Source organism: Mesorhizobium kamtschaticum, from assembly GCF_056174585.1.
The window spans coordinates 4,935,615-4,960,444 of record NZ_CM149691.1; the positions used below are offsets into that span (position 1 = coordinate 4,935,615).

The following is a 24,830-nucleotide window of genomic DNA, read 5'->3' on the forward strand; positions in this document are numbered from 1 at the left end:
TTTAGCGGCCCTTGGCGATGCGATCGAATGCCATCAGCCTCTCGAGCAGAGCCGGCATATCCTTCAGCGGCAGCATGTTCGGACCATCGGAAGACGTCGAATTGTCCGGGTCCTGATGGGTCTCGATGAACACGCCGGCGACGCCGACGGCAACGGCAGCGCGTGCCAGCGTCTCGACAAAGCGCCGCTCGCCACCCGAGGAACCGCCCTGCCCGCCCGGCTGCTGCACCGAATGCGTGGCGTCGAAGATCACCGGCGCGCCGATTTCCGCCATGATCGGCAGCGCGCGCATGTCAGACACCAGTGTGTTGTAGCCGAAGGATGCGCCACGCTCGGTGGTCAAGACATTGGCGTTGCCTGAACCGGTGATCTTGGCGACCACGTTCTTCATGTCCCAGGGTGCCAGGAACTGCCCCTTCTTCACGTTGATCACCTTGCCCGTTTTAGCGGCGGCAACCAGCATATCGGTCTGGCGCGACAGAAAGGCCGGAATCTGCAGCACATCGACATGCGGCGCGACGATCGCGCATTGTTCTTCGGTGTGGACATCGGTCAAAACAGGAAGCGAAAATTCCTTGCGCAGTTCGTCGAAGACCGGAAGCGCGGCGTCCATGCCGGCGCCGCGCGTTGCCGACAGCGAGGTCCGATTGGCCTTGTCGTAGCTCGTCTTATAGACGAGGCCGATGCCAAGCTTGCCGGTCAGCTCCTTCAGCGCGCCGGCCATGTCGAAGGCATGCTGGCGCGATTCGAACTGGCATGGGCCGGCGATCAGCGCCAAAGCCGCGTTGTTGTCGAAAACGACGCTGCCGACCGTAACCGACGAATTGGGCGCCATCGAATTGGACGCTTGGGACTTGCTCATGGGATCTCCCGGAAGATGAAAGCCGCGCCCTGTCCGGATGCCGGCTGCACGACAATGTCAGTGTCCGCTATATCGTGCTGGATGGAATTGGCTGCAAGCAGCCGTGACGTGACATCGATGCTTCGGACGGCAAAGACGATCGCCGCGAAGCGAAGTTTCGTCGATGGCCCGGCCGGAATGCCAAAGCGGGCGGTGAAGGATTTGGGATCAAGCACGCTCAACGTTGCGTTCGCCAGGAGAAACGCCCCGCCATCGGCGGCAGGATCGTTCACCGCCACCGAGATCAGCCTGATCTGTTCGGCAGGCTGGTCGCTGACCGCCACCACCTCCACAATGCCCGTGGCGCCATTGGCGTGGGCCTGTAAAGCCGTACGGTCCACTTTTGGCGCGTTGATCCGCTGGCAGGCAAACAGGAACGCGTCGGTTGCTCCGTGGGTCGCAACAAAGGCGAGCTTGAATGACGCCACATCGCTCTTGCCCGATGTATCCATGAAAGCGCGTGAAAAGCTCAGCGTGTCTCCCGCCGACAGGCCGGCCTCGACATAGCGCGCATGATCGGCGTCGGCATCGTCCGTGCCGAGAACGACCGCGGAAAACCCCTCATCGCCGCGGCTGTCGCGATAGAGGCGGTCGCGCGCGACGAAGACATTGCCCCCGGCGGCTGCGTCAATCGCTGTCTGGTCACTGCCGATCCCGAGCGGCTCCAGATAGGTGCCGTCGGCGAGGAAAACGCAGCAGTTTTCCGTTCCAAAAGGATGGATGCCGGTCGGAGCGACGACGAAGCCCAGCGAAGCGAGTCGGGCTCGCGCCACATCGAGGTTCTGCGTCGGCAGAACGAGATGGTCAAGCGGATGTGTGCCGGTGGTTGGTCTGTCGGTCATGAGGTGCGGTGTGCATCATTCCAAAGAGCGGTTCAAGGCCATTTCCCGTTGGTGGCCGCCGGGGACTTGTCGAGATCCGGAACCGCGCGCTGGATCAGCTGCCCATCACGACATCGGCGGAATAGCGCAGTTCGCGCAATGGTTTGACCTTGGCTGTGGTCTGCGCATAGAGCGGATGCGCCTTATAGGCGGCCAGCGCCGCGTCGTCGGCGAACTCGGCATAGACGACGACATCAACTTCATCCGACAGCGGGTCGACCTTGGTGTTCAAAGTGACCTCGAAGAGACTGGAATGAGGAATGTTGCCGAGCGCCAGCAGTCCGGTGCGCACTGCCTCCACATCCTCCTTGCACCGCGCGCTGAAGAAAACGATATGCCGGATCAATCCCGCCTCCTCGATCTGAATGTCGGGGTCTTTAGTGACGGCGGTCCCCTCGCGTCAACCGTTCATGGCGCCACGCGTCCTTGCGACGCGCCCCGGATGGGGCCTGGCCTCATCTCGCAGCAACGAACAGCTCGCAGAAGCGCCAGGCTGCTATCTCTAGAAGGGGATATTATGCCTTGCCGGTGACGTAGCGCACAGCATGGGAGAACTCCCTGACCGATATGTCGAGATACCGGCCCTGATTGTAGAGGCCGTCCCAGATCAGGAAGAACGCGATGGCGGCAATGACGACTACATAACGCATGGCTAAAGCTATCGCACAAGCGCGACTGCGACCATAGACGTTTTTTGATTTTGGGCAGCGGCGGCTCGACGATAGTGCCGAAGGCCACGTGGCACAGCCCAGCTGACGGCTTGCCTCTTGAAGTTCCCCCTCATGACGTGGAAGATTGTGATCGGCATTCGCTGGGAAGCGCGGAAGCTCCGGTTAGCGGGCGCGCGCTTTCGTTCGACCCGCCCGTCGCCTAACCCGTGAGCCAACGGGACCAGGCAAGGGCGTTCGAACCTGGCGGATGGTCCAGAGAACCGTGGTTTGGCAATTGCGCCGGCACCACGGAAATCCAGGGGCATGAAATGGCAGACGGGGACCATCATAGCGTAGCGCCGGGCGAAGCGGTCAGGCTCGACGAGTTCAATTTCGCCGAGATCGTCAAAGGCCTGCCGGCCAAGGCGCGCATGGTGCTGTCGGCGGCGATGAACCTGCCGCGTGGTACGCTCAAGGTGAGGATGCCGGATGGTCGCGCTGTTCTCGTCGGTGGCAAGGGGCCTGGCCCGGACGCCGAACTGGTGCTCAAGAACTGGCGCCTGCCAGGCCGCGCCTTTTCCGGCGGCACGATCGGCGTTGCCGAATCCTATATGGATGGCGATTGGGAAAGCCCTGACGTCACCAGTTTCCTGGAATTGTTCGTGGTCAATTCGGCGATCGGCGAACGCGTCGCCGGCGGCGCCAGCTGGCTCATCAACACCGTCCAGCGCATCCGCCATTGGTTCAACGAGAACACACGCACCGGCTCGAAGCGCAACATCTCGGCGCATTACGATCTCGGCAACGCCTTTTACAAGGAGTGGCTCGACCCGAGCATGACCTATTCCTCGGCGCTTTACGCCAATGGCGCCAATGACCTGGAAAGCGCCCAGGCCGCCAAATATCGGGCGCTGGCCAGGGATACGGGTATCGGCAGGAAGGACCACGTGCTGGAGATCGGCTGCGGCTGGGGCGGCTTCGCCGAATTCGCGGCACGCGAAATCGGCTGCCGCGTCACGGGACTGACGATCAGCCGCGAACAGCACGATTTCGCCAAGGCGCGCATCGCCAAGGCCGGGCTTGCCGACAAGGTCGAAATCAAGCTGCAGGATTACCGCGACGAAACAGGGACTTACGACCGCATTGCGTCGATCGAGATGTTCGAGGCGGTCGGCGAGAAATACTGGCCGGTGTTCTTCGGCAAGATGAAGGCCTGCCTGCGGCCCGGCGGTACCGCGGGCCTGCAGATCATCACCATCAACGAGGCAGCCTACGACACCTATCGCGCCAGGCCGGATTTCATCCAGCGCTACGTCTTTCCAGGCGGCATGCTGCCGACACCGTCGATCCTGAAGGCGCTCGGCAAGGATCATGGCCTTGCGCATCTGCGCGAGCGCGTGTTTCCGGATGACTATGCGCGTACGCTCGCCGAATGGCGGCAGCGTTTCTGGGTATCCTGGGACAAGATCGTGCCGCTCGGCTTCGACGATCGCTTCAGAAGCTCTGGGAGTTTTACCTGCATTATTGCGAAGCCGGCTTCCGCGCCAGCTACATCGATGTGCGCCAGGTGGTCTACAAGGCGTAGGTCGATACGCTCTTCGATTTCGTTACCAGTGGACGGCGGCACTGCTGGACATGACGACCGGGTCGATTGCCGGTTGGCGTGCTTCGCCCTTTTCGATCGCGATTTCCTGATGCCAACGTGATGCAACCGCGATCGCTTGGCGGGCGTTCTGCCGCATCCGACGCCCGCGCCCAAATCAACGCCGAGCGCCTCTGACCATAGGAGGCTTCCATGAAGCGAACCGTTGCCGCCATTGCCATCCTGCTTGCCGCCGTATCCGCAGCCGATGCACGGCGCGTAGCTCCACCCACCGTCATGAACGATCCGCTGGGCCACAGCATCAGCCCAACCTTGACGCCTGGTGTGAGCGATCTTATCGACAGCAGACCGACCTCGACTATCCGCGGGGTGCATGCTCCGGCCGGGATGACGCCCTTGACCGTGCCAAGCGACCCGACGGGCATGTCACTCGAACCGACGCAGCCGGTCAGCCCGCAAGCCCCCGCGACAGCTTTGCCGCTGACGCCGACGCCTGCAACCAACTGACGCCGCGCGCCTTGGAAAACAAACCCACGCACCTGTTGCGTGGGTTTGTGCCTTTCCTCAAAGAGTGATGCGATATCTAGCAAAACCGGCTTCGCCCTCGCCCGCCGGTTCGATCTTCAGCGACTTCACGTCGGCAATGAAGTCCTTTGCCTTGACGCCTGTCTCGAACACGACGCTGGTGCCTGGCAGCGGCGTGAACGACCAGTTGTCGTCGGCTGTCGGGTTGATCGTGCCCTGGCTCACGATGTAGCGAACGATGACGTCGCGGTTGGTGTCCGGCGCCTCATAAATGATCTTGGAGGCATTAATGTCAGGGAAATTGCCACCGCCGCCGGCCCGGTAATTGTTGGTCGCAACGACGAATTTCTGATTGGGATCAATTGGTTTTCCGCCAAACGTCAAATCGACGATGCGATTGGCGCTGGCATTCGCCACGCCGCCCTTGGCATCATATTTCGGTGGCTGCGACAGGTCTATCTTGTAGGTAACGCCGTCGATGACATCAAAATTGTAGGATGGGAAATCGGTGTTGATGAGCGCCTGATCGGCCTTCCCGGCCTCGATCTTGTTGAAGATGCCGGCCGACATTTCCAGCCATTCCTTGACTTGCGCACCCGTGATTTCGACGGCGCGCACGGTGTTTGGGTAGAGATAGAGGTCGGCGACGTTCTTGATGGCGATGTCGCCGGCCGGCACGTCGGTATAGTAGTCGGCGCCGTTGCGCCCACCGGCCTTGAAGGGAGCGGCGGCCGACAGCAGCGGCGCATCCTTCCACTGCGTGCTCTTGAGAATGTCCTTCAAGTACCAGGTCTGCGCCTGGCTGACGACCTGCACCGACGGATCGTCGGCGACCAGCGAGAAATAGGAATAGAGCGGCGCCGAAGTCTTGCCGACAGGACGGCGCACATAGGCCAGGGTTGCCTGGTGGTCCTGTTCGAGGGCGGCGATGATGCGCTTGTCGTCCTGAACAGTCGGCTTGTTCTTGTTGTCGACGCGCTCGAAGATCGGCCGCGCCTCGGAAGTGGCGGAAACGACCTTCCATTTCGATCCGTCACGCTGCAGCATCAGGTCGATCAGACCCATATGCGAACCCCAGAAGCCGCCCATGACGGCGGGCTTGCCCTGCAGCGTACCCTTTTGTGTGTCGACGCCCTCGAGCGACTGGAAATCCTTCTTGCCGGGGAACACCAGATGCTGGTGGCCGGTGAACACGGCATCGATGCCATCGACGCCGGCGACGAAGAACGAGGCGTTCTCCATCATGTCGCCCTGCTTCACATCAATGCCGGAATGGGAGAGCGCGATAACGATGTCGGCGCCCTCTTCCTTCATCTGCGGCACCCAGGCCTTGGCCGCCTCGACGATGTCGCGCGTCTTGACGTTGCCCTCGAGGTTCTTGAGGTCCCATACCATGATCTGCGGCGGGACGAAACCGATGATGCCGATCCTGATCGGCTGCTCGGCGCCCGAACCGTCCTTGATCTTCCTGTCGAGGATCACGTAGGGCTTGAGGTAGAGCTTGTCGTCGCGCGGGTTGGCGGCGAGCTCGGTGCCGCGGATCAGATTGGCGCAGACGAACGGAAAATTGGCGCCGGCCAGCACCTTGTCCAGGAAGGACAGGCCGTAGTTGAACTCATGGTTGCCGAGCGTCGAGCACTCGTAGCCGAGCAGGGTCATGCCTTTCATGATCGGATGGAGATCGCCGTCCTTCAGGCCCCTCTCGTAGGCGATGTAGTCGCCCATCGGATTGCCCTGCAGCAGGTCGCCATTGTCGATCAGCATCGAATTGACGGCTTCCTTGCGCACCGCGTCGATGAGCGATGCCGTGCGCGACAGGCCCATCGTGTCGTTGGCTTTGTCGGCGTAATAATCATAAGGCAGCACATTCACATGGATATCGGTGGTTTCCATGATGCGAAGATGCGCCTGGTTGGCTTGCGCACGGGCGGAGAAGGGATGAAGCACGATCAGCGCCCCTGTGGCTGCGGCACCCGCGAGAAAACCGCGGCGAGAGACTGGGTGGAGCAGTTGCGACATGTTTTCTCCTCTTCGACGACCTGACGCCCTGCCCCGAAGCGAACTTGGCGCTGAAACCGGCTCAAGTCCACTCAAGAAGTCGCGCGCATTGGAGCGCCAGTCGATCAGCGACAGATGACGCGCGGATGAATGCGACAGTGAAGAAAAGTCAGGTCTTGTCGTCGTCGCCCTGGGTGATGAGCCGGGCGCTGCGCTGGCCTGTGACGTAGATCCATAGCCAGCTCAAGGAAACCGCAAGCCGGTTGCGGAAGCCGATCAGGAAATAGATGTGGGCGATGCCCCACAGCCACCAGGCGAGCCAGCCCGTCAGCTTGATCCAACCGAAATCGATCGCGGCGGCGCGTTTGCCGATCGTCGCCAGATCGCCGGCATGTTTGTAGTGGAAAGGACGCGCGGTGCTATCACCGCCGAGCCTGGCCTTGATAGTGGCCGCGACATGGCGGCCCTCCTGCTTGGCGGAAGGCGCCACGCCGGGTACCGGCCGTCCATCGGGCCGCAGCACTAGGGCAGCGTCGCCGATGACAAAAATCTCCGGGCTGCCGGGCACGCTGAGGTCGGGCTCGACGAGCACCCTGCCCGCGCGGTCCGCCTTCGCCCCCAGCCATTCGGCGGCGGGCGAAGCGGCAACACCGGCGGCCCACAGGATCGTTCTCGCCTCCAGCTGCTTGTCGCCAAACACAACACCCTCGGCGTCGCAGCGCGTAACGGCGCGTCCGAGTTCGACCGTCACGCCAAGCCGCTCGAGCGCCTTGCTGGCATAGTCGGAGAGTTTTGACGCGAAATTGGCAAGGATGCGGTCGCCGGCCTCGATCAGCACCACGCGCGTTTGCCGCGTATCGATGTTGCGGAACTCGCCGCGCAGCGTGTCGTGCGCCAGTTCGACGATGGTGCCGGCCAGTTCCACGCCGGTCGGCCCACCGCCGACGATCGCAATGGTCAGCAGCGCCTGGCGTTTGGCGGGATCGGTTTCCCGCTCGGCCTGCTCGAAGGCCAGGAGAATGCGCCGCCGGATGGTGGTGGCGTCCTCAAGCGTCTTCAAGCCTGGCGCGAAAGGCTCCCATTCGTCGTGGCCGAAATAGGCATGGCGTGCGCCGGTGGCGAGCACCAGCGTGTCGTAGGTGACGGCGCTGCCGTCATCGAGCAACACGCGTTTGTCGGCGCGGTCGACGCCGGTGACATTGGCCAGCAGCGTCGTCACATCCTTGCGCTTGCGCAGGAGATGGCGGATCGGCCAGGCAACCTCGGAGGTCGCCAGCGCGGTCGTCGCCACCTGGTAGAGCAGCGGCTGGAAAAGATGATGGTTGCGCTTGTCGATCATGGTGATGCGCACTGGTGCGCCTGACAGCCCGCGGGTGAGTTCGAGGCCGCCGAACCCCGCGCCGACAACGACGACATGATGGCTGGCTTCGTTCATCTCATTCACCCTGCCGGTAAGATTGCCTGTCCTAGATGTAGGTATTTTTGTGCAATGCAGCAACAGAAGGACAGGGCCCGGGACTCGTCGTCCCATGTCGTGAACGCACAAGATGTATCGTGTCGCGAGGTATAGCGTCATCGAACACGCTTACGAGGCAAAGCATGGCCAACGATCATGACGACCAGGGTCCGGCGCAGCATGCCTCGCCGCCCTGTTTCATGCATGAACTCGATCCGGAATTCCGGGCGCCGCTATCCGACTGGACCGATGTCCGGCGCTGGCGCAAGGCCGAGCGCGAACGCCTGATCGCGGCTCGCCTCGCTGTTTCCGCCGACGCTCGGACGGTGATGTCGCAGCGCATCGCTGAGGGCCTCGACGCGATCGTCGGCGAGATCAGTGGCCGCATAATCAGTCTTTACTGGCCGTTTCGCGGGGAGCCGGATTTGCGGCCATGGATGGCGTCCGTCAATGAGCGCGGCGGCCGCACGGCGTTGCCCATCGTCGTCGAGAAAGGGCAACCGCTGATCTTCCGTGCCTACAAATCCGGAGACCGGCTGGAAAAAGGCATCTGGAACATCCCGATCCCGGCCGAAGGCGATCCGGTGCTGCCCGACATCGTCATCTCGCCGATCGTCGGCATTGATCCGGCAAATTATCGCCTGGGTTATGGTGGCGGCTTCTTCGACCGCACACTGGCCGCCATGCCGTTCAAGCCGCTGGTCATCGGCGTCGGCTACGAACTGCAGCGCATCGCCACCATCTATCCTCAGCCGCATGACATTGCGATGGATCGGGTCGTCACCGAGGCCTGAGAGCCTGTTTCCGGAAAATTATCCATACTTCCGCCGCGCAGCAGTGCAGATGTCACGTGACAAAAATCCGACTTGGTCGATAAATGATCTGACCTTTAAGCGGACCATGCTGCGGAGGACTGTTTCGACATGCGCTCTGGGCGAGTCCAACAATTTCGGGTCGCTCTTGGATTGTCTGCTTCACAACGGAGGACAAGATGATCGGACGAACTATATCGGCTGCCCTTGTCATCGCGTTTTCCTTGTCGCCTTCGCATGCGCAACCACGGCATCGTTTGCCGAGCGATTACAAATGGGGCCGCTGCCTGCTTGTTGTCAGCGGTCAGACCCGCATATCCGGAAAATGCTCCTATCAAATCGAGGCGGGTGGTGATTTTAATATCCAGGGGCCTCGGCAAGTTTTTGCAGGTATCGACTATCCCGATACGCCCAGTGGGGCTGGTGAAATGTCCCGGGACTACTGGGCAGATGTCTACAAGGACGGTGATGTTTGGGCCGGCTACAGCAACTCCGAAATTGACGAAACGCACGGTGACGAACGCTGGGAAGCACTTCGCCGCGAAGGCGCATGCTATGTCGGCAAGGACGTCCGGGTGTGCCTTTGGCGTTAAGCCATTTCCGGCTTCATGCCCATCGCCGTGCGATCAACGATTTCGCGCAAGGCGAATGACGAGTTGATCTTTGTCACGTGCGGCATCGCCGACAGCCACTCCTTGTGGATGCGCTCATAGTCGACGAGATCCTTCGCCGCGATGCGCAGGATGTAGTCGTATTCGCCCGACATCAGATGGCAGGACAGCACGTTGGGGCAGCGCTTGATCGCCGCCTCGAAATCCGACAGCGTCTTCTCGAACTGGCCCGACAGAGATATGTGCACGATCGCCGTCATCTGATGACCGAGCGCCGCGTTGGAAAGCCGGGCGTGGTAGCCGCGAATGGTTCCGGATTTCTCGAGATTATCGAGCCGGCGCGAACAGGCCGACTGCGACAGGCCAACCTTCTCGGCGAGTGCCGCATTGGGTATCCTGCCATCCTTCTGCAAAGCCTCGAGAATGGCGATATCGATCCTGTCGAGCGACATTTTTCGTGAATCCTGCGAATATCCGGCTATTTCGCGCAACGATTATCGAAACCTGACCGTCCGCGCAAGCGCATTCGCAAACACTTGCGAGCCGATTCATGGTTCACTTCACCAATACAGGGAGTGAGCCCAAAAGGGCCCGGATCAGGAGAAGACTATGCGCGTCGGCTGCCCCAAGGAAATCAAGAACCACGAATACCGTGTCGGCCTCACGCCAGGCGCGGTCCGCGAATATGTGGCGCATGGCCACGAAGTGCTGGTAGAGACCGGCGCCGGCGCCGGCATCGGCGCCGACGACAACGCCTATCGTGCTGCCGGCGCCACCATCGCCAAGACCGCCGCCGACGTGTTCGCCAAGTCGGACATGATCGTCAAGGTCAAGGAGCCGCAGCCCAATGAGTGGGTGCAGCTGCGTGACGGCCAGATCCTGTACACCTATCTTCACCTGGCTCCGGATCCGGAACAGACCAAGGGCCTGCTCGCTTCGGGCGTGACCGCAATCGCCTACGAGACCGTGACCGACGACCGTGGCGGCCTGCCGCTGCTGGCGCCGATGTCGGAAGTCGCCGGCCGCCTGTCGATCCAGGCCGGCGCCACGGCGCTGCAGAAGGCCAATGGCGGCCGTGGCGTGCTGCTCGGCGGCGTGCCCGGCGTGCTGCCCGGCAAGGTCACCGTGCTCGGCGGCGGCGTCGTCGGACTGCACGCGGCCCGCATGGCAGCCGGTCTTGGCGCCGACGTCACCATCATCGACCGTTCGATCCCGCGCCTGCGCCAGCTCGACGACCTTTTCGCTGGCCGTGTGCATACCCGCTACTCGACCGTCGAGGCGCTCGAGGAAGAATGTTCTCGGCCGACATCGTCGTCGGCGCCGTGCTGATCCCGGGCGCTGCAGCACCCAAGCTCGTCACCCGCGAAATGCTGTCTGGCATGAGGAAAGGCTCGGTGCTGGTCGACGTCGCCATCGACCAGGGCGGCTGCTTCGAGACCTCGCATGCGACGACTCACGCCGAGCCGACCTACGAGGTCGACGGCGTCATCCACTATTGCGTCGCCAACATGCCAGGTGCCGTACCGGTCACCTCGGCCCACGCGCTGAACAATGCGACGCTGCACTACGGCCTGCAGCTCGCAGACAAGGGCCTCAAGGCGCTGGTCGACGACCATCATTTGCGCAATGGCCTCAATGTCCACAAGGGCAAGATCACGAATCGTGCGGTGGCCGAAGCGCTTGGCTACGAACTGGTCGAGCCCAAAGCTGTTCTGGCCGCCTGATTTCGCCTGGATATTCCTCCCGTCAGCCCGCCGGCCATGCCGGCGGGTTTTTCTTGCCTAAACACAGGCAACAAAAAGCGGAGCCAAAGCCCCGCTTCCTCGATACCGAGATTGCCGCCGGTTCATCCGCGGTCGGCCAATCGATCGACACTGGCTTTCTATCGCAACTATGCGACGGGAGTACGACATAATCTCTGCCGGCAATCTTTGCGCCTCATGCGCGCTCGATGCGACACTGATAGCAATTGTTGCGCGCCGAGCGGACGTGCACGTAGGCGATATCGTCGCGCTCGAACAAGGTCTCGGCCCGCGCGGCAATTGCTCCGGTCGGGATGACCCCACCGCTACCGTAAACGATACGGTTATCCCTGCCATAGCCGCGCACGATGTAGTCTGGGCTTTCGAGAATCTCGGGCAGCGCCTCGGTCTCAGTGGCCCGACCGCATTCTTCGGCATGCAGGAAGATCGGCCCGGTTTCGGCATAGGGCTGAAGGTCAGGAAATGGCCGGTAAGCGAGAATGAGATAGGCGTCGCCGGCGGCGATGTTCTTCAGGCAGTGCCGGCAAGGCATACCGTCACCGTCGGAAATCTTTCGCTCGGGCGTGTGGCCGTAAGCATCCGGGCCGCCAAACTGCAGCGCCCTGACATCCTGGGTCGGCAGCGCCTTGAACTGAATGGTCATGGTGAAATCTCCGGTGTCGCTGACCGGAAATTATGCCCTGAAGCCGATGCTTCCCACCCGATTCCTGCCAAGTGTCGAATCGGGTGTCAGCAGCCGGTGCTGGTCGGTCTCTCGATGGATCAGCGACGCCATCAATCGGAGCAAATAAGCCGGCTAATCACTACATCACGGCCGCATCACGCTGGCTGAACGCTCCGCGAAAGCCAGCGGGTGAACGACCTCTTTCTTCTGTGCGACCGGCGCAAAGCCGAGCTTCTGGTAGAGCGGCAAAGCCGCCGGATGATCGAGCGTACAGGTCTGCACCACCACCCGCTTTGGCCCGTACGACCACGCCGCGGAGATCGCTGCACCCAGGAACCAGCGGCCGATGCCAAGTCCGGTTGCATGTTCCATCATGCCGAAATAGGCGAGTTCGACTTCTTCAGGCAAATGCGGTTTGAGATCGAAAAAGCCGGCTGGCGCACCGTCGAGGTAGAGCACCCTGATATCGCGGTCCTCGCGATGGATGCCAGCCGAAAGCTCGTCGTCGTCCAATCTCAGAACATTCACCCAATGCCATTTGCGCCCGACCCGATCCATCAAGTAGCGGTAGAAATGCAAGGGGATGTCCTTGGTCTTCAGCAGCGCGACCTGGCGGTTGTAGGGCACTGGCGGCGAGACGGCAGGAGGGGCATGCATTTCGAGAAAAGTCACCGTGACTTCAATGTCCTGCAGCACGCCATTTTCCATCGTCTTCATTCCTTGCCGGCGGGGCCAGTCACGACAGGCGTGTCCGAAAGCCCGCCCCACTCGGTCCATGAGCCGTCATAAAGCCTGTTGTCGGTGTGGCCAAGCGTCTCCAGCGTCAGAGTGATCACCGCGGCGGTGACACCCGAGCCGCAAGATGTAACGACGGGCTTCGACAGGTCAATGCCGGCGTCCTCGACCACCTTGCGCAAACGGTCCTTCGACAACAGCATGCCATTTTCCGACAGTGCGGAGTAAGGCACATTGCGTGCGCCCGGCATATGGCCGGAGCGGATGCCCGCGCGGGGTTCAGGCTCGGCACCGGTGAAGCGGCCGGGTCCGCGGGCATCGGCAATCTGGCTGGCGCTGGTGTCGACAATCCGGCGCATGTCGGCGAGGCTGGCGACGCGGCCGGCGTCGAAATCGGCATGGAACACACTTGGCGCGATCTTCGTCGGTTCCGCCGTCACCGGCCGGCCGGCCGCTTTCCAGCCGTCGAAACCGCCGTCCAGAATATAGGTCTGGAAGACACCCATGATGCGGAACATCCACCAGGCTCGGGGTGCCGAGAAGAACCCCGGACCGTCATAAACGACGATGGTGTCGTCGGCCGAGACGCCCATAGCACCGACATATTGGGCAAAATGCTGCGGCGACGGCAGCGTGTGCGGCAAAGCGGCATTCGGATCCGAAATTGCATCCTGATCCAGGAATCGGGCACCCGGAATATGCGCGGCCTCATATTCTGCACGTGCGTCGCGTTTCTGCGCCGGAAGATACCAGGACGTGTCAATGATCGTCAGGCCTGGCTCGCCGAGGCGCGTCTGCAGCCAATCCGCGTCGACTGTGAAAGGGCTGTCCTGGGCCATTCTTGTTCTCCTGATCATCTTCGGCAAAACTTTGTTTAGATTGGCAATTCGGATGCGTTCCGAGCACACGACATTCGCTTTGGGTACGCGACGCAGCCAGCCGCAGCGGTCCGATGATTCCGATTGTTTTCGTGTTTCGTGGCGAGTACGGATTGATCGTTATGATCTGGGGTGGGCGGGGTCAACAATCTCGGCATGAGCAATCTTCTGTTTTCCCGTGTTCCCAGCAATCCGGTTTCGCTTGGGCTTGTTTGCAACTTCATCGCTCACTATCCGCCTTTTGACGGCTACGAATTCGGTCTGATGGTGAAGACACTGCGGTACCAGCTGGATCAGCAGACCCATATGATCGGCTCGATCGACGACGCCATCGTCGCTTACGTCGGCTGGATCCAGACCAGCCGCGAGATAGCCGAGGCCTGGGCGACGAATGGCGGGCCGCTCAACCCCTTCCCCGGCGGCGACGCTACCGCCGTGACGGTGCTGGCGACGCGGTCTTCGTCCCACATCCTGCCGATGATCAAGGAAGCCAAGCGCATCAACCTGGACAAGTCGGTGTTCTGGAAGCGCGACTTCATCGACAACCGCGGCTCGGTCAAGCGTGCCGTCCGCAAGCGCGACATCTGATGGATCCGGCCGGCTCCGCCGAGGCGCTGACGCAAGAGATCCTCATCCGGCTGGATGACCGCTATGCCGCGATGTTCGTGCGCATCTGGCGGCCATCCGGAAAACCACGCGCGACAGTCTTCTGCTTGCACGGTTTCACTGGAAACGGTGCCGACTTTGACTACCTCGCTACTTTCCTGTGTCGCAACGGTTTCCTGGTAATCTGCCCTGACCTCTTGGGACGTGGACGCAGCGCCTATCTGGGTTCTGGCTACGACATCAATGTCTATTCCAAATGCCTGCGTGCGCTGGGCGAGTTCGCCGGCACGGAAAACCACTTTATCGGCACGTCATGGGGTGGCACGATCTTGCTGTTGTTTCTGCACATGACCCGCTCCAAGGCCTCGAAGATCGTTTTCGACAATGTGCCCATGCTCGGTGGACCTAAGGTTGACGAGATGAGAAACGAGGTTCTGAAAGAGAGCGTGCTTGCATTTCCGACCCGCGCGGCGGCCAAGGAATATCTGAGCGCCACTAGAGACGTTATGGGGCGGGTCGACGACACGGTGTTCAACCGCTATGTCGAGAACAGGATAACCGCCGGTCCGGATGGCTTCCGGCTTGCCTTTGATCCGGCCACCACGGGAAAGTTCGGCGCCATGGCCAGCCGCGAATACGATCTGTTCCCGATCGCCGGCAAGATCGACGCCCAGATCCTGCTGATGTACGGCCGCGACAGCCAGATCATTGACCGGCAGGCCGTCGACCGCGCAAGGCTGGCACGGCCGGATCTATGGCTTGTCGACAACATCGGTGCGGGCGATCCACCATCGCTGATGTCGCTGGACCAGGCCCTGCTTATCCTGGGGTTCCTGTCCGCAGTCTGAAATTTGGATTGTGGTCGTGGCGGAGTTGGTTCCAAAAATGCATTTCGACGATTTGTACAGTGAATATGTCGCCGCGACTTATGATTGTCAAAGCGCAATCGAAAATCCCGCCAAGATCCTGGTTTGTACGACCCCGCGAACGGCGGGGCATTCCTATTGTCAGGTGTTGCAGCAGTTTGGCCTGGGAATACCGACCGAGTATTTTCAGTGGCTGTATGCCTTGCCGTTGATGAGACGCTGGTCGGCTGACAACACCATGGGCCTTGAAACACTCAATGAGCAGGGGGCGGCATACGGTCGCCATCTCATGGAGAAAAGAACCGAGAATGGCGTGTTCAGCGCAAAGATATTTTATGAGAACCTGCCATTCGCGCGCAGTTCAATCGGCGGCGACGACGACAACTCGTTCTACGTTTTCCTCTCCAGGAGAAACAAGGTCGATCAAACCATAAGCTTGCTCTCGGTGCTTCAAACGGGCCAGCCATTCGACAGCCAGGAGACATTGCCTGGAATTCCAACGGTGGCAGTTTTGAACGAGAGGGTGGTCCAAGATGCCGCCCAGCACATTTTGAATGGCGAGATCAGGTGGAAGAATTATCTGAACACCGTTGATCAGAACAGAGTGGCTCACGTCTTCTATGAGGACTTTATCGCGAACCAACAGGGAAACGTATCCGCCACAATGAGCAACTTGCTCCCTGGCTTCGAGCTGAAGTCAAATGCCACGTCGACAAGCAGACGCTATGCGCAAGGTGCCGACTTCAAGGACATGATCGGAAGGCAATTCGGCGCCTTGATCCGACGGTTTTGGCGGGACCATGCCTGATCTAACCTGTCATCGACGCGAAACACCAACCGAAGATCCCTGCGCGGGCCGCAACGCCAGCGCATAGTCGAACCGGATTATGTCGTCGGCACGACTGAATGCGAACTGCCGCACAACGGCCAGAACCGCCTCCTTGACTTCCAGCCGGCCCAGACGGGCACCACCGCACATGCGCGGTCCGGTGAGAAATGGAATAAAAGCCCGTCGGTCGAAGCTGTTTTCCATGAATTCCTTGCGGCTGGCGTCGAAGACACCCGGGTTTGACCAGAAGGCCGGATTCTGGTGCACGCCGATGATCGACACCATGACCAATTGCCCAGCGTGCAGGGTCCGGCCATCGAGCGCGGCATCGGCGCCGACTTCCCGGGTCAGGAACGGTATCGGCGGGAAATAGCGCATCGTCTCGTTGATCATGCAATCGGTGTACGGCGTTTGCGCCTCACCCGAGAGAATCTCGGCATGGATGCGCTCCTGCACCTGCTGGTTGGCGCCCAGCCGGTCGATCACCCAAAGTGCGGTCGTTACCGTCGTCTCGACGCCGGCGAAGAAATTCATGACGAACTCTTCCACCGGCGAAAAGCCTTCGACATCCGTGGCTTCGCTTTTAAAGCGGTCCATCTCCGCAGCGGCTCGGGGATCCGCCATCAGCAGCGATGCGAAATCGGCGACCACCGCGCGAGCATCCTGGATGGCGTTCGCACGTTCGGCGGTCGTCGGCGTCACCCAGGAATAATATTGGAGACGCCTCAGCACGTCGCGGACCCTGTCGAGCAGCAACAGCGTCGCCGCCATGTCGGGAACAAGGCCGAAAGCCCGGTAAAATATCGTCATCGATGCCGCAAACAGGGCATGCTGGATTGCAGGCAGCGTAGTGTCGCTACTGGACAGACAGGCGGCGAAGATTTCCGCCACGGGATGCTGCTGCGCCGACCTGGCGGCCGCCAGATAAATATCCTGGGTGATGGCCCGCCGGAGAGACCAGTCCTCATCATTGGTGTTGAAGCGGCTGAAACCCAGGGCCGAGATCAGAGAGAAGTTCTTTCGGAAGAGCTCCGGCGCCTTGACGATGACGTCGACGGCCTCGGGATTGTCGAAGACGGTCAGATTGCCGAGATCTCGGGCTTTCCCGTTCAGCCCCACCTGCCCGCTCTGGGCGAAAAGCGCATAGACAAGGTTGTTGAGCACGCTTTCGATTTGCGCTGGATTGTCCACCAAACCCCCTGTCAGCCGAGCTTCGGCCATCCCTCGCGCGACGCTTACCACATCTGTCCAACGGCGCTACCGGGCACCGTGGCAAAGCTGCAACATCATCCGGTAAAATTGCTGGCCGGACTTGCTGCAATGTCCCGTTAGTTTATGTCTGTAATGCTGGGTTTTGGGGCAGGATTCTGGGCGGGGTTAAGTAATGCGGGCTAAAGCATCTGGTAAACTATTGGCGACTGTCGCGGCATCCGCCGCCTCGGTGACTTCGGCGGGCGTGATTGCCGCGCATGCAGAGGATGCGAAGCCCACAGACCAGTCGGTCATCGATTCACGCGTCAAAATCGCCTTCGAGGGCGCGTTCTTTCAAAACAACGTCCATCAGGACGACAAGACCGGCGGCTCCGACAAGCTCGGAAACAGCAATGGTGACTTCTCGGGTTCGATCGCGCTGACCAAGCAGATTTCTTCGGACATGGACTGGCGCCTTGCAGGTGCGTTTCACTTGGGCAAGAACCGTTCTTGGGAAGAGAGCGGCCAGATAACAGGCAACACACCAGGCCTTCTGACTATAGGCTACGGCGACGACTACAGTTTCCAGGCGTTCGATTTCGATGTCGGCAAGCACGTCAAGGTTCAGGCCGCCGATATTCGGTTCTTTGGCGGTCTGCGCCTGGTGCATTCGGATGAAAGAGCCGATGTCTTTGAAGAATTCTCCCCGGACAATGCGGCCGATAAGGGCGGAACCGTCGACAAGGTGGGATCGTCGGAATATCGGGCATCGGCCCGCGTGTTGGCGCCGAGGCATACTACCCGCTGAGCGAAACCTGGGGGCTGACAGGCGCGGTTTCCGGCTCCGTCATGTGGGGCCGCCGTGAAAACCGCACCGGATTCAATTACAACTTCACAACGGGTGAACAGGGCTCAGGCACGCTGTTCAGCGAGTTCGAGAACCAGACAGTGACAAATCTCGACGCCTCGGCTGGCCTGAGCTGGATGCCCCTAGAAGGCGCGACCTTTACGGCCGGCTACAAGATCGAGCAGTGGCACAATCTGCTGATCAATGCGGACAGTACCACCCAGACCTTCCACGGACCGTTCCTTCGTCTCGAAGTCAAAATGTGACGGTCGTAACCGGCACGCGGTGAGCTTGGGCGCGATGTTCGAATCCAGGATCGCGGTCAACGGCAACGTCAAATTGCACTACATGGCGGCGGGCTCTGGCCCGCCGATCGTCTTTCTGCACGGCTTTCCGGATCATGGAATGGGCTGGCGCCGGCAGATGCAAGCGCTTTGCGGCCGCTATCGCGTGATCGCGCCGGACCTGCGTGGCTTCGGACAAAGCGATGCGCCGCAGGGCTACGGCAACTATGTGCTGACCAATCTGGTCAACGACGTGCTGGCCGTTCTAGCCGCTGAAAAGCTGACCCAGGCCGCCATTGTAGGCCACGACTGGGGCGGTATCATCGCATGGTGGCTGGCCATACGAGTGCCGCAGGTCGTGCGCCATCTCGTCCTGTTGTCGACGCCGCACCCGCGCAATCATCTGCGTGCCATTGCCGACCCGGCCAATGCCGAGATCACCGGCTACATACGCCGTTTCCAGGTGCCGGGCGCGGCCCAGATGCTGGACATCAACGAGCTCTGCGCCTGGGTCACCGATCCGGAGGACAGGCAAGCTCTGTTGGACTCCCTCAAGCGATCCGATCCGGAGGCAATGCTGGGCTACTACAGGGCCAACATACCGCTTGGCAGAGTGCCTGATATCGGCCAACTGCCGCTCGTCAAGGCGCCGACCCTTGTGCTGTTCGGCACCGACGATCCCTATGTTCCGGCCAGCGCTTTCGATGGCACCTTTCGTGAGGTCGACAATGTGACCGCACTGGTGGCGCTACCCGGCGCCGGTCACTTCATCCACCACCAAGCAGCCAAGTTTGTCACCGAGCAGATCGAGGCTTGGGTGGAGCGACCGCTTTCCAGTTTCCGACATCTTGCTTAAGCAAGGTGTCTTAGGATCGCCCGAGCAACCATAGAGGGCCGATGCCATCTGATCTCAGTTCGCCGGCATCGGGCCGAAGCGGATGCGGAAGCGCCTGTTCTCACGGCCCTTCTTCTCGATCTTGCCGATGTGGATTTCGCCGATTTCCCCGGTGCTTTTCACATGCGTGCCACCGCAGGGCTGGCTGTCGACCGCGCCATTCTCACCGATGCAGACCAGGCGGATCTTGCCTGTGCCGACCGGCGGCCGGACGTTCTTGGACTTCACCAGGCCAGGGTTCGCGGCGAGTTCCTCATCGCTGATCAGCCTGGTGGAAATCGGATGATCGGCGCGCACCAGCTCCATCAGGCTCGCGGTCACTTCTTCCTTCGAGAAGCTGGCGTCCGGAATGTCGAAATCGACACGGCTGTCTTCCTCCGAAACCGAAGCGCCCGTGATCGGGAATGGGCAGACGACGGTGAGCAGATGGCAAGCCGCGTGCATGCGCATCAGGAGATGCCGGCGCTCCCAATCGATCGTCAGTTTTACCCTCTCGCCAACCGCCAAGGCCGGCTGTTCCGGCGCCGGCACATGGATGATCTCGTCCTTGGTTTCGCCGGTGATGGTGGCGGCGATGGCGATGCGGCTGCCATCGGCGCGTTCGAGATAGCCGGTGTCTCCCGGTTGGCCGCCCGAGGTGGCGTAGAAGATCGTGCGGTCGAGAATGATGCCGCCACGATCATTGACGGCAACGACCGTCGCATCCGCAGTACTGAGATAGGCATCGTCGCGAAACAGCGCTTCCGTCTTGTGCGCCATCATGCGACCTTTTCGAAAGGCACCGAAATCTTGCTCTGCAGTTCCATCCAGCCCGGCACCGGGAGATTCTTCTCGCGCAGGAATTCCGGATTGAACAGCTTGGACTGGTAGCGGGTGCCGTAGTCGCAAAGAATGGTCACGATGGTGTGGCCGGGGCCTAATTCCCTGGCCAGCCGGATGGCGCCGGCAATGTTGATGCCGGTCGAACCGCCGACACACAGGCCTTCTTCCTGGATCAAATCGAAGACGATGGGCAGCGCGTCCTCGTCCCTGATCTGGAAGGAGAAGTCCGGCGTGAACCCTTCGAGATTGGCGGTGATGCGCCCCTGCCCGATGCCTTCGGTGATCGAACTGCCCTCGGACTTCAACTCGCCGCTGGTGTAGAAACTGTAGAGCGCGGCCCCCAGCGGATCAGCCAGCGCGATCTTCACATTGTTGCTCCTGGCCTTCAGCCCAAAAGCGACGCCGGCAAGCGTGCCGCCGGAACCCACCGCCGAGACGAAACCGTCGACCTTGCCGCCGGTCTGGGCCCAGATTTCCTGCGCCGTGGTGCGGATATGGCCGTCGCGGTTGGCGACATTGTCGAACTGGTTGGCCCAGATGGCGCCGTTCGGCTCGCTCCTGGCCATCTGCTCGGCCAGCCGTCCCGACAGTTTCACGTAGTTGTTGGGATTCTTGTAGGGCACGGCCGGCACCTCGATCAGCTCGGCGCCGAGCAACCGGATCGTGTCCTTCTTTTCCTGGCTCTGCGTGTCCGGAATGACGATGACGGTGCGGTAGCCCAGCGCCTTGGCGACCAGCGTCAGCCCGATGCCGGTATTGCCGGCCGTCCCTTCGACGATGACGCCGCCCGGCTGCAACAGGCCGCGCTGTTCGGCGTCGCGAATGATGAACAGGCCGGCGCGATCCTTGACCGATTGCCCCGGATTCATGAACTCGGCCTTGCCCAGGATCTCGCAGCCGGTTTCTTCGGATGCTTTGTTGAGGCGGATCAGAGGCGTGTTGCCGATCGCGTCGATCACAGAACGGGGCATTCAGGATTCCTTGTGTGCGTACGCCGAAACCCTAGAAACCCGAAGCTTCGGTTTCAAGGCAAGAATTTGTCTGGTCCAGTCGCATTTCCAGCACGGCCGTGCATGGACCGCCCCAAGACCGGTGGATATCGCACAGTTCATTTGCACCCAACGTCGAAAAGCACTCTTTTCATTCGATTTCTTCACCGCTAGAGCAATTCCAGGAAAAGTGCGTGGCGGTTTTCCGTCCGGAATTGCTCCAAACAAAGAGATAGAGCTGTTCAGCGTTTCCGTGAAACGGTGAACCGCTCTAGAGCAAGGCACCAACAAACTCGGCAGGGCGCAGCATGACACTCTATCGGGCCGATCCGAAACACGGCGTCGCCTGGGTCACGGGCGGATCGAGCGGTATTGGCCGCTCGCTGGCCAGGGATCTGGCGTCCCAGGGCTACGCGGTGGCAGTAACGGCGCTGGACGACGATCCTATCGACACGCTGATCGTCGAGACCGCGCAGATGCCGGGCAGCGTCACGGCATTTCCCTGCGACGTCAGCGACGAGCCGCGCATGGCAAGAACGGTCGCCGCGATCGAGAAGGAACTCGGCCCCATCGTGCTCGCCGTCTTTAACGCCGGAAACTACATTTCCACGCCTGGAGAGGCTCTCGTCGTCAAGGACTTTCGCCGCTCCTTCGAGGTCAATTATTTCGGCATCATCAACGGGCTGGTGCCGGTCGTGGAATATATGCGCGTGCGGGCGCGCGGCCATGTCGTGCTGGTCGGATCGGTCACTGCCTATTTCGGCTGGCCGACCACGGCCGCCTATGGCGGCACCAAGGCGGCGATCAACATCCTGGCAGAGTCGCTGAAGTACGATTTCGACAAGATGAACATCCGCGTCCAGGTGATAAACCCCGGTTTTGTCGACACGCCGCTGACCGAAAAGAACATGCTGCCGATGCCAGGCCTGATGCCGGTCAGCCGGGCGACACGCCGTATGGTGAAGGCAATCAAATCCGGCGGCTTCGAAGTCACCTTTCCGTACCGCACGAGCTGGCCGCTGAAATTTCTCAGTCTGTTGCCAAGGCCGGTCACCCGATGGGTGATCATCTTGATGACCGGTTGGAAGGCCCGGCCGCTGCATTACGAGCGCAAGCCGCCGAACGAATAGATGCCCACAGGATTTGATGGTTTCTGCGCTTGAACGGCCGTTGCCTGTTCATGGTCGCCACCATAGGTTCGTTGTTGTTGCGTGGAGTCTGCGATGGGGCGACGGATCGTGCTTGCTGTGCTCGGCCTGATCGCCGTCCTTGCTCTGGCCTTCGTCCTTGGTCCACGCGTTCCCGTCGACACCACGATCCGTTTTGATCCTTCCGTCATCGGTGACGATCCGCAGGCCTATGTGGCAAAGGTGGAAGCCGCCGTTCCCGGCATCCGCGACGGGCTGGAGAAGGAGATCGTCTGGGCCAATCCGATGGTGCATGCCAGGACGCCACTATCGATCGTCTATATCCACGGCTTCTCCGCATCGAAGGGCGAAGTCCGCCCCCTGCCCGACGACGTGGCCGACCAGCTCGACGCCAACCTCTTCTACACCCGCCTCACCGGTCACGGACAGGATGGCGCTGCGATGACGCAAGGCAGCGTCAATGCCTGGATCAACGATTATGAGGAGGCGCTCGCCATCGGCCGGGCGATCGGCGACAAGGTGATCGTCATCTCGACCTCGACCGGCGGCTCGCTGGCGGCTTGGGCGGCAACGCAACCTGGCGCATCGGAAGGTGTAGCCGCGATCGCGTTCATCTCGCCCAATTTCGGCGTGAAGGCGTCCGGCGCCGAGATTCTGACCATGCCATGGGGCAAGCAGATCGCCGAACTCGTCATCGGCAAGGAGCGCAGCTTCGTGGCGCGCAACGCCCTGCACGAAAAGTTCTGGACCACCAGATATCCGGTTGCCGCGACGCTGCCGATGCAGGCACTGACGGAACTTGCCTATGGGGCGCGGGTGGAGAAGGCAACCATCCCGGCTTTGTTCATCTTCTCGGATATGGACAAAGTGGTGCGGCCCGACCGCACGCGTGAGATCGCCGGCCGCTGGGGCGCGCCGCACGAACTGGTGCCAATCGAAAGCACCGGCGACCCGGACAACCATGTCATTGCCGGCGATGTGCTGTCGCCATCGACCACGGCTTTCCTGGCGCAGAGAATCGCCGTCTGGGTGGAGGCGGTGGCGAAGTAAGGGTCAAACGAAAGGGCGGCCGAAGCATCGCTTCCGCCGCCCTCTTCTTATCAATCACGGCAACCAGCCAGGCTCAAAGGCTTGACTGATTACAACGCGGTCTGGCTTACGCAGCCCGCGCCGCAGGCCGCTTGCCGCCGAAGCGGCGCTTGTTGTTGCCCTTGAAGGCTGGCTTGCCGCCTTCCGGCTTGCGCTCACCGGCAAAGGCCGGCTTGTCGCCGAAACGCTTCTTGCCAAAGCCGTTGCCCTTGTTCTCACCGCCCGGCCGCCTGCCGTCACGCCGGCCGTTACGGTCGTTGCGATCATTGGCGGGCTCGAAGCGCTCGTTCTTTTCAGCCGGATTGCGCTGCGGATCGGGGCTGCCGAGATGGTCGGCAACGATCGGCAGCTTGGTGCGGATGATGCGCTCGACCTGGCGCAGCTTGCTGTTTTCCGAAGGATCGCAAAGCGTGATCGCAATGCCGTCCATGCCATTACGGCCGGTGCGGCCGATGCGGTGGACGTAGCTTTCGGCTTCATCCGGCAGGTCGAAATTCACGACATGGCTGATGCCGGGGACATCGATACCGCGCGCGGCAATGTCGGTCGCGACCAGAATGCGCACCGAACCTTCACGGAAATCGTTGAGCGCCTTCTGACGGGCATTCTGCGACTTGTTGCCATGGATGACGGCGGCCTTGAAGCCATCGCGCTCGAGATCCTTGGTCACCCGGTCGGCACCATGCTTGGTGCGCGAGAAGATGATGACGGACTTCATCGCCTCGTCGGCGAGCATGGTCGACAGCACCTGGCGCTTCTGCTTGGTGCGGGCGAAGACGACGCCCTGCGAGATTTCGACCGCCGCGGTGCTTTGCGGCGAAACTTCGATGCGGACCGGGTTCTTCAACAGGCCCTTGGCCAGTTCGGCGATCTCGTCCGGCATGGTCGCCGAAAACAGCGCCGTCTGGCGATCAGGCGCGGTCGCCTTGGCGATGCGCTTGACGTCGTTGATGAAGCCCATGTCGAGCATGCGGTCGCCCTCGTCCAGCACCAGCCATTTGGTGTCGGAGAGGATGAGGTCGCCCTCGCGCACCAGGTCGGTCAACCGGCCGGGCGTGGCAATCAGGATGTCGACGCCGGGCGCAACCTTCTTCACCTGGCTGAAACGCGAGACGCCGCCCAGCACCAGTGCGGTCGAGACATGCTGGCCTTTTGCGAGGATCTTGATGGTGTCCTCGATCTGCACCGCGAGTTCGCGGGTCGGCGCCAGGATCAGCGCACGGGCAGTCTTGGCGCGCCGCTTGGTGCCGAGCGCGATGATCTTGGAGAGGATCGGCAGCGCGAAGGCCGCGGTCTTGCCGGAGCCTGTCTGTGCGATGCCGAAAATGTCACGGCCTTCCAGCTGCGGCGGGATCGCCTGCATCTGGATCGGCTTCGGTTCGGTGAAGCCGGCATTGTGGGTGGCCTTGAGCAGCGCACCCGTAATTCCCAGCGCTGCGAAACCCGTGAGTTCCGCGGTGTCGTTGCTGGGCAATGTGTTTTCGTTGGTCAAAATAATCTTCTTTCACGCGGCTCCGTGGCCGCAAACATCGATGGCGGCAGGGCGCAACCTGCCGTCGAAAAATTTGATATGAAACGACAAGGCGGGCGGACGTAAACGTCCACTCGGCTGCGCTGTCGTGCCCGCAGGCATCATGCCACGGGGCTTTTTCGCCGCCTTACCGATTTGTCGGGAAGAGGGAAAACAGACGCAACCAGTCTCATTTGTCGAGAAGGCCGGAATCTCCCGGCCCAAGCGCCTATGGGCTGCATATGGCTGAGTTCGCCCCGGAATGCAAGGGGCGTCA

Annotated in this window: 26 protein-coding genes and 2 pseudogenes; 14 read left to right on the forward strand and 14 right to left on the reverse strand. The window is 61.2% G+C overall.

Annotated elements, in window-relative coordinates:
- Position 1 precedes the first annotated feature (1 nt).
- From kdsA to AC0V7N_RS24455, 4 genes are all read right to left on the reverse strand, one after another.
- The gene (gene kdsA, locus AC0V7N_RS24440) at positions 2–862 is read right to left on the reverse strand and encodes a 3-deoxy-8-phosphooctulonate synthase (protein ID WP_496627322.1); all 861 of its coding nucleotides are present in this window, start codon (positions 860–862) and stop codon (positions 2–4) included.
- Positions 859–1,743, reverse strand: a complete 885-nt coding sequence (locus tag AC0V7N_RS24445) for a VOC family protein (RefSeq protein WP_475450870.1) — start codon at positions 1,741–1,743, stop codon at positions 859–861. Before AC0V7N_RS24445 ends, kdsA begins: the two co-directional genes overlap by 4 nt.
- 94 nt (positions 1,744–1,837) lie before the next feature.
- Positions 1,838–2,128 (reverse strand): Dabb family protein, encoded by a 291-nt coding sequence (locus tag AC0V7N_RS24450; RefSeq protein ID WP_475450871.1) that lies wholly within the window; start codon positions 2,126–2,128, stop codon positions 1,838–1,840.
- A 169-nt stretch (positions 2,129–2,297) separates the two neighbouring features.
- Positions 2,298–2,432: a hypothetical protein gene (locus AC0V7N_RS24455; protein WP_475450872.1), complete on the reverse strand. Its 135-nt coding sequence runs from the start codon at positions 2,430–2,432 to the stop codon at positions 2,298–2,300.
- 132 nt (positions 2,433–2,564) lie between these two features.
- Here AC0V7N_RS24455 and AC0V7N_RS24460 point away from each other — a divergent pair, with 132 nt between their 5' ends.
- From AC0V7N_RS24460 to AC0V7N_RS24470, 3 genes and pseudogenes are all read left to right on the forward strand, one after another.
- On the forward strand, positions 2,565–2,663 hold the full coding sequence (locus AC0V7N_RS24460) for a hypothetical protein (protein WP_475450873.1): 99 nt from the start codon (positions 2,565–2,567) through the stop codon (positions 2,661–2,663).
- Positions 2,664–2,761: 98 nt separating this feature from the next.
- A pseudogene (locus AC0V7N_RS24465) lies at positions 2,762–4,017 on the forward strand (class I SAM-dependent methyltransferase).
- Positions 4,018–4,227: 210 nt separating this feature from the next.
- A complete protein-coding gene (locus AC0V7N_RS24470; protein WP_475450875.1) occupies positions 4,228–4,542 on the forward strand; it encodes a hypothetical protein in 315 nt (104 codons plus the stop codon).
- A gap of 57 nt (positions 4,543–4,599) precedes the next feature.
- Here the strand turns inward: AC0V7N_RS24470 and AC0V7N_RS24475 are convergent, their stop codons facing one another.
- Positions 4,600–6,579, reverse strand: a complete 1,980-nt coding sequence (locus AC0V7N_RS24475) for a bifunctional 2',3'-cyclic-nucleotide 2'-phosphodiesterase/3'-nucleotidase (protein ID WP_475450876.1) — start codon at positions 6,577–6,579, stop codon at positions 4,600–4,602.
- A gap of 148 nt (positions 6,580–6,727) precedes the next feature.
- Positions 6,728–7,993 (reverse strand): FAD-dependent oxidoreductase, encoded by a 1,266-nt coding sequence (locus tag AC0V7N_RS24480; protein WP_496627324.1) that lies wholly within the window; start codon positions 7,991–7,993, stop codon positions 6,728–6,730.
- 164 nt (positions 7,994–8,157) lie between these two features.
- Here AC0V7N_RS24480 and AC0V7N_RS24485 point away from each other — a divergent pair, with 164 nt between their 5' ends.
- Positions 8,158–8,808 (forward strand): 5-formyltetrahydrofolate cyclo-ligase, encoded by a 651-nt coding sequence (locus AC0V7N_RS24485; protein ID WP_475450878.1) that lies wholly within the window; start codon positions 8,158–8,160, stop codon positions 8,806–8,808.
- A gap of 197 nt (positions 8,809–9,005) precedes the next feature.
- Positions 9,006–9,419, forward strand: a complete 414-nt coding sequence (locus AC0V7N_RS24490; RefSeq protein WP_475450879.1) for a hypothetical protein — start codon at positions 9,006–9,008, stop codon at positions 9,417–9,419.
- Here AC0V7N_RS24490 and AC0V7N_RS24495 read toward each other — a convergent pair.
- Positions 9,416–9,889, reverse strand: coding sequence for an Lrp/AsnC family transcriptional regulator (locus AC0V7N_RS24495; protein ID WP_475450880.1), 474 nt, complete (start codon positions 9,887–9,889; stop codon positions 9,416–9,418). The genes AC0V7N_RS24490 and AC0V7N_RS24495 overlap by 4 nt on opposite strands.
- Positions 9,890–10,046: 157 nt before the next feature.
- Between AC0V7N_RS24495 and ald the strand changes: the two are divergent.
- Positions 10,047–11,161: pseudogene (gene ald / locus AC0V7N_RS24500) on the forward strand (alanine dehydrogenase).
- A 214-nt stretch (positions 11,162–11,375) separates the two neighbouring features.
- On the opposite strand, the gene AC0V7N_RS24505 reads toward ald, so the two are convergent.
- The 3 genes from AC0V7N_RS24505 to sseA all read right to left on the reverse strand — a co-directional run bounded on the left by AC0V7N_RS24505 (position 11,376) and on the right by sseA (position 13,438).
- Positions 11,376–11,843, reverse strand: a complete 468-nt coding sequence (locus AC0V7N_RS24505; RefSeq protein ID WP_475450882.1) for a DUF1203 domain-containing protein — start codon at positions 11,841–11,843, stop codon at positions 11,376–11,378.
- A 165-nt stretch (positions 11,844–12,008) separates the two neighbouring features.
- Positions 12,009–12,572: a GNAT family N-acetyltransferase gene (locus tag AC0V7N_RS24510; RefSeq protein ID WP_475460469.1), complete on the reverse strand. Its 564-nt coding sequence runs from the start codon at positions 12,570–12,572 to the stop codon at positions 12,009–12,011.
- A 5-nt stretch (positions 12,573–12,577) separates the two neighbouring features.
- A complete protein-coding gene (gene sseA, locus AC0V7N_RS24515) occupies positions 12,578–13,438 on the reverse strand; it encodes a 3-mercaptopyruvate sulfurtransferase (RefSeq protein WP_475450883.1) in 861 nt (286 codons plus the stop codon).
- Between the two features lie 195 nt (positions 13,439–13,633).
- Between sseA and AC0V7N_RS24520 the strand changes: the two genes are divergently transcribed.
- The 3 genes from AC0V7N_RS24520 to AC0V7N_RS24530 are packed head-to-tail and all read left to right on the forward strand — an operon-like array spanning position 13,634 to position 15,757.
- On the forward strand, positions 13,634–14,065 hold the full coding sequence (locus tag AC0V7N_RS24520) for a hypothetical protein (RefSeq protein WP_475450884.1): 432 nt from the start codon (positions 13,634–13,636) through the stop codon (positions 14,063–14,065).
- On the forward strand, positions 14,065–14,931 hold the full coding sequence (locus AC0V7N_RS24525; RefSeq protein WP_496627325.1) for an alpha/beta fold hydrolase: 867 nt from the start codon (positions 14,065–14,067) through the stop codon (positions 14,929–14,931). The genes AC0V7N_RS24520 and AC0V7N_RS24525 overlap by 1 nt, the downstream gene beginning before the upstream one ends.
- Before the next feature lie 16 nt (positions 14,932–14,947).
- Positions 14,948–15,757, forward strand: a complete 810-nt coding sequence (locus AC0V7N_RS24530) for a Stf0 family sulfotransferase (RefSeq protein WP_496627326.1) — start codon at positions 14,948–14,950, stop codon at positions 15,755–15,757.
- 9 nt (positions 15,758–15,766) lie between these two features.
- Here the strand turns inward: AC0V7N_RS24530 and AC0V7N_RS24535 are convergent, their stop codons facing one another.
- On the reverse strand, positions 15,767–16,969 hold the full coding sequence (locus AC0V7N_RS24535) for a cytochrome P450 (RefSeq protein WP_475450888.1): 1,203 nt from the start codon (positions 16,967–16,969) through the stop codon (positions 15,767–15,769).
- A 193-nt stretch (positions 16,970–17,162) separates the two neighbouring features.
- Here AC0V7N_RS24535 and AC0V7N_RS24540 point away from each other — a divergent pair, with 193 nt between their 5' ends.
- From AC0V7N_RS24540 to AC0V7N_RS24550, 3 genes are read left to right on the forward strand one after another with little or no spacing between them, the layout of a single operon-like run.
- On the forward strand, positions 17,163–17,777 hold the full coding sequence (locus tag AC0V7N_RS24540; RefSeq protein ID WP_496627327.1) for a hypothetical protein: 615 nt from the start codon (positions 17,163–17,165) through the stop codon (positions 17,775–17,777).
- A gap of 14 nt (positions 17,778–17,791) precedes the next feature.
- Positions 17,792–18,082 carry a hypothetical protein gene (locus AC0V7N_RS24545; protein ID WP_496628023.1) on the forward strand — a complete coding sequence of 97 codons (291 nt, stop codon included), beginning with the start codon at positions 17,792–17,794 and terminating at the stop codon, positions 18,080–18,082.
- Positions 18,083–18,116: 34 nt separating this feature from the next.
- Positions 18,117–18,956, forward strand: a complete 840-nt coding sequence (locus AC0V7N_RS24550) for an alpha/beta fold hydrolase (RefSeq protein ID WP_475450890.1) — start codon at positions 18,117–18,119, stop codon at positions 18,954–18,956.
- A gap of 54 nt (positions 18,957–19,010) precedes the next feature.
- Here the strand turns inward: AC0V7N_RS24550 and AC0V7N_RS24555 are convergent, their stop codons facing one another.
- Together AC0V7N_RS24555 and AC0V7N_RS24560 are read right to left on the reverse strand one after the other, a co-directional pair.
- The gene (locus AC0V7N_RS24555) at positions 19,011–19,754 is read right to left on the reverse strand and encodes an alanyl-tRNA editing protein (protein ID WP_475460471.1); all 744 of its coding nucleotides are present in this window, start codon (positions 19,752–19,754) and stop codon (positions 19,011–19,013) included.
- Complete coding sequence (locus AC0V7N_RS24560) at positions 19,754–20,788, reverse strand: cysteine synthase A (protein ID WP_496627328.1); 1,035 nt, start codon at positions 20,786–20,788, stop codon at positions 19,754–19,756. The genes AC0V7N_RS24555 and AC0V7N_RS24560 overlap by 1 nt, the downstream gene beginning before the upstream one ends.
- Positions 20,789–21,114: 326 nt before the next feature.
- Here AC0V7N_RS24560 and AC0V7N_RS24565 point away from each other — a divergent pair, with 326 nt between their 5' ends.
- Both AC0V7N_RS24565 and AC0V7N_RS24570 read left to right on the forward strand, forming a co-directional pair.
- Positions 21,115–21,936 carry an SDR family oxidoreductase gene (locus AC0V7N_RS24565; RefSeq protein ID WP_475450892.1) on the forward strand — a complete coding sequence of 274 codons (822 nt, stop codon included), beginning with the start codon at positions 21,115–21,117 and terminating at the stop codon, positions 21,934–21,936.
- A gap of 93 nt (positions 21,937–22,029) precedes the next feature.
- Positions 22,030–23,004 carry an alpha/beta hydrolase gene (locus tag AC0V7N_RS24570; RefSeq protein ID WP_475450893.1) on the forward strand — a complete coding sequence of 325 codons (975 nt, stop codon included), beginning with the start codon at positions 22,030–22,032 and terminating at the stop codon, positions 23,002–23,004.
- Between the two features lie 106 nt (positions 23,005–23,110).
- On the opposite strand, the gene AC0V7N_RS24575 is transcribed toward AC0V7N_RS24570, so the two are convergent.
- On the reverse strand, positions 23,111–24,535 hold the full coding sequence (locus AC0V7N_RS24575) for a DEAD/DEAH box helicase (protein ID WP_475450894.1): 1,425 nt from the start codon (positions 24,533–24,535) through the stop codon (positions 23,111–23,113).
- Positions 24,536–24,830: the final 295 nt, after the last annotated feature.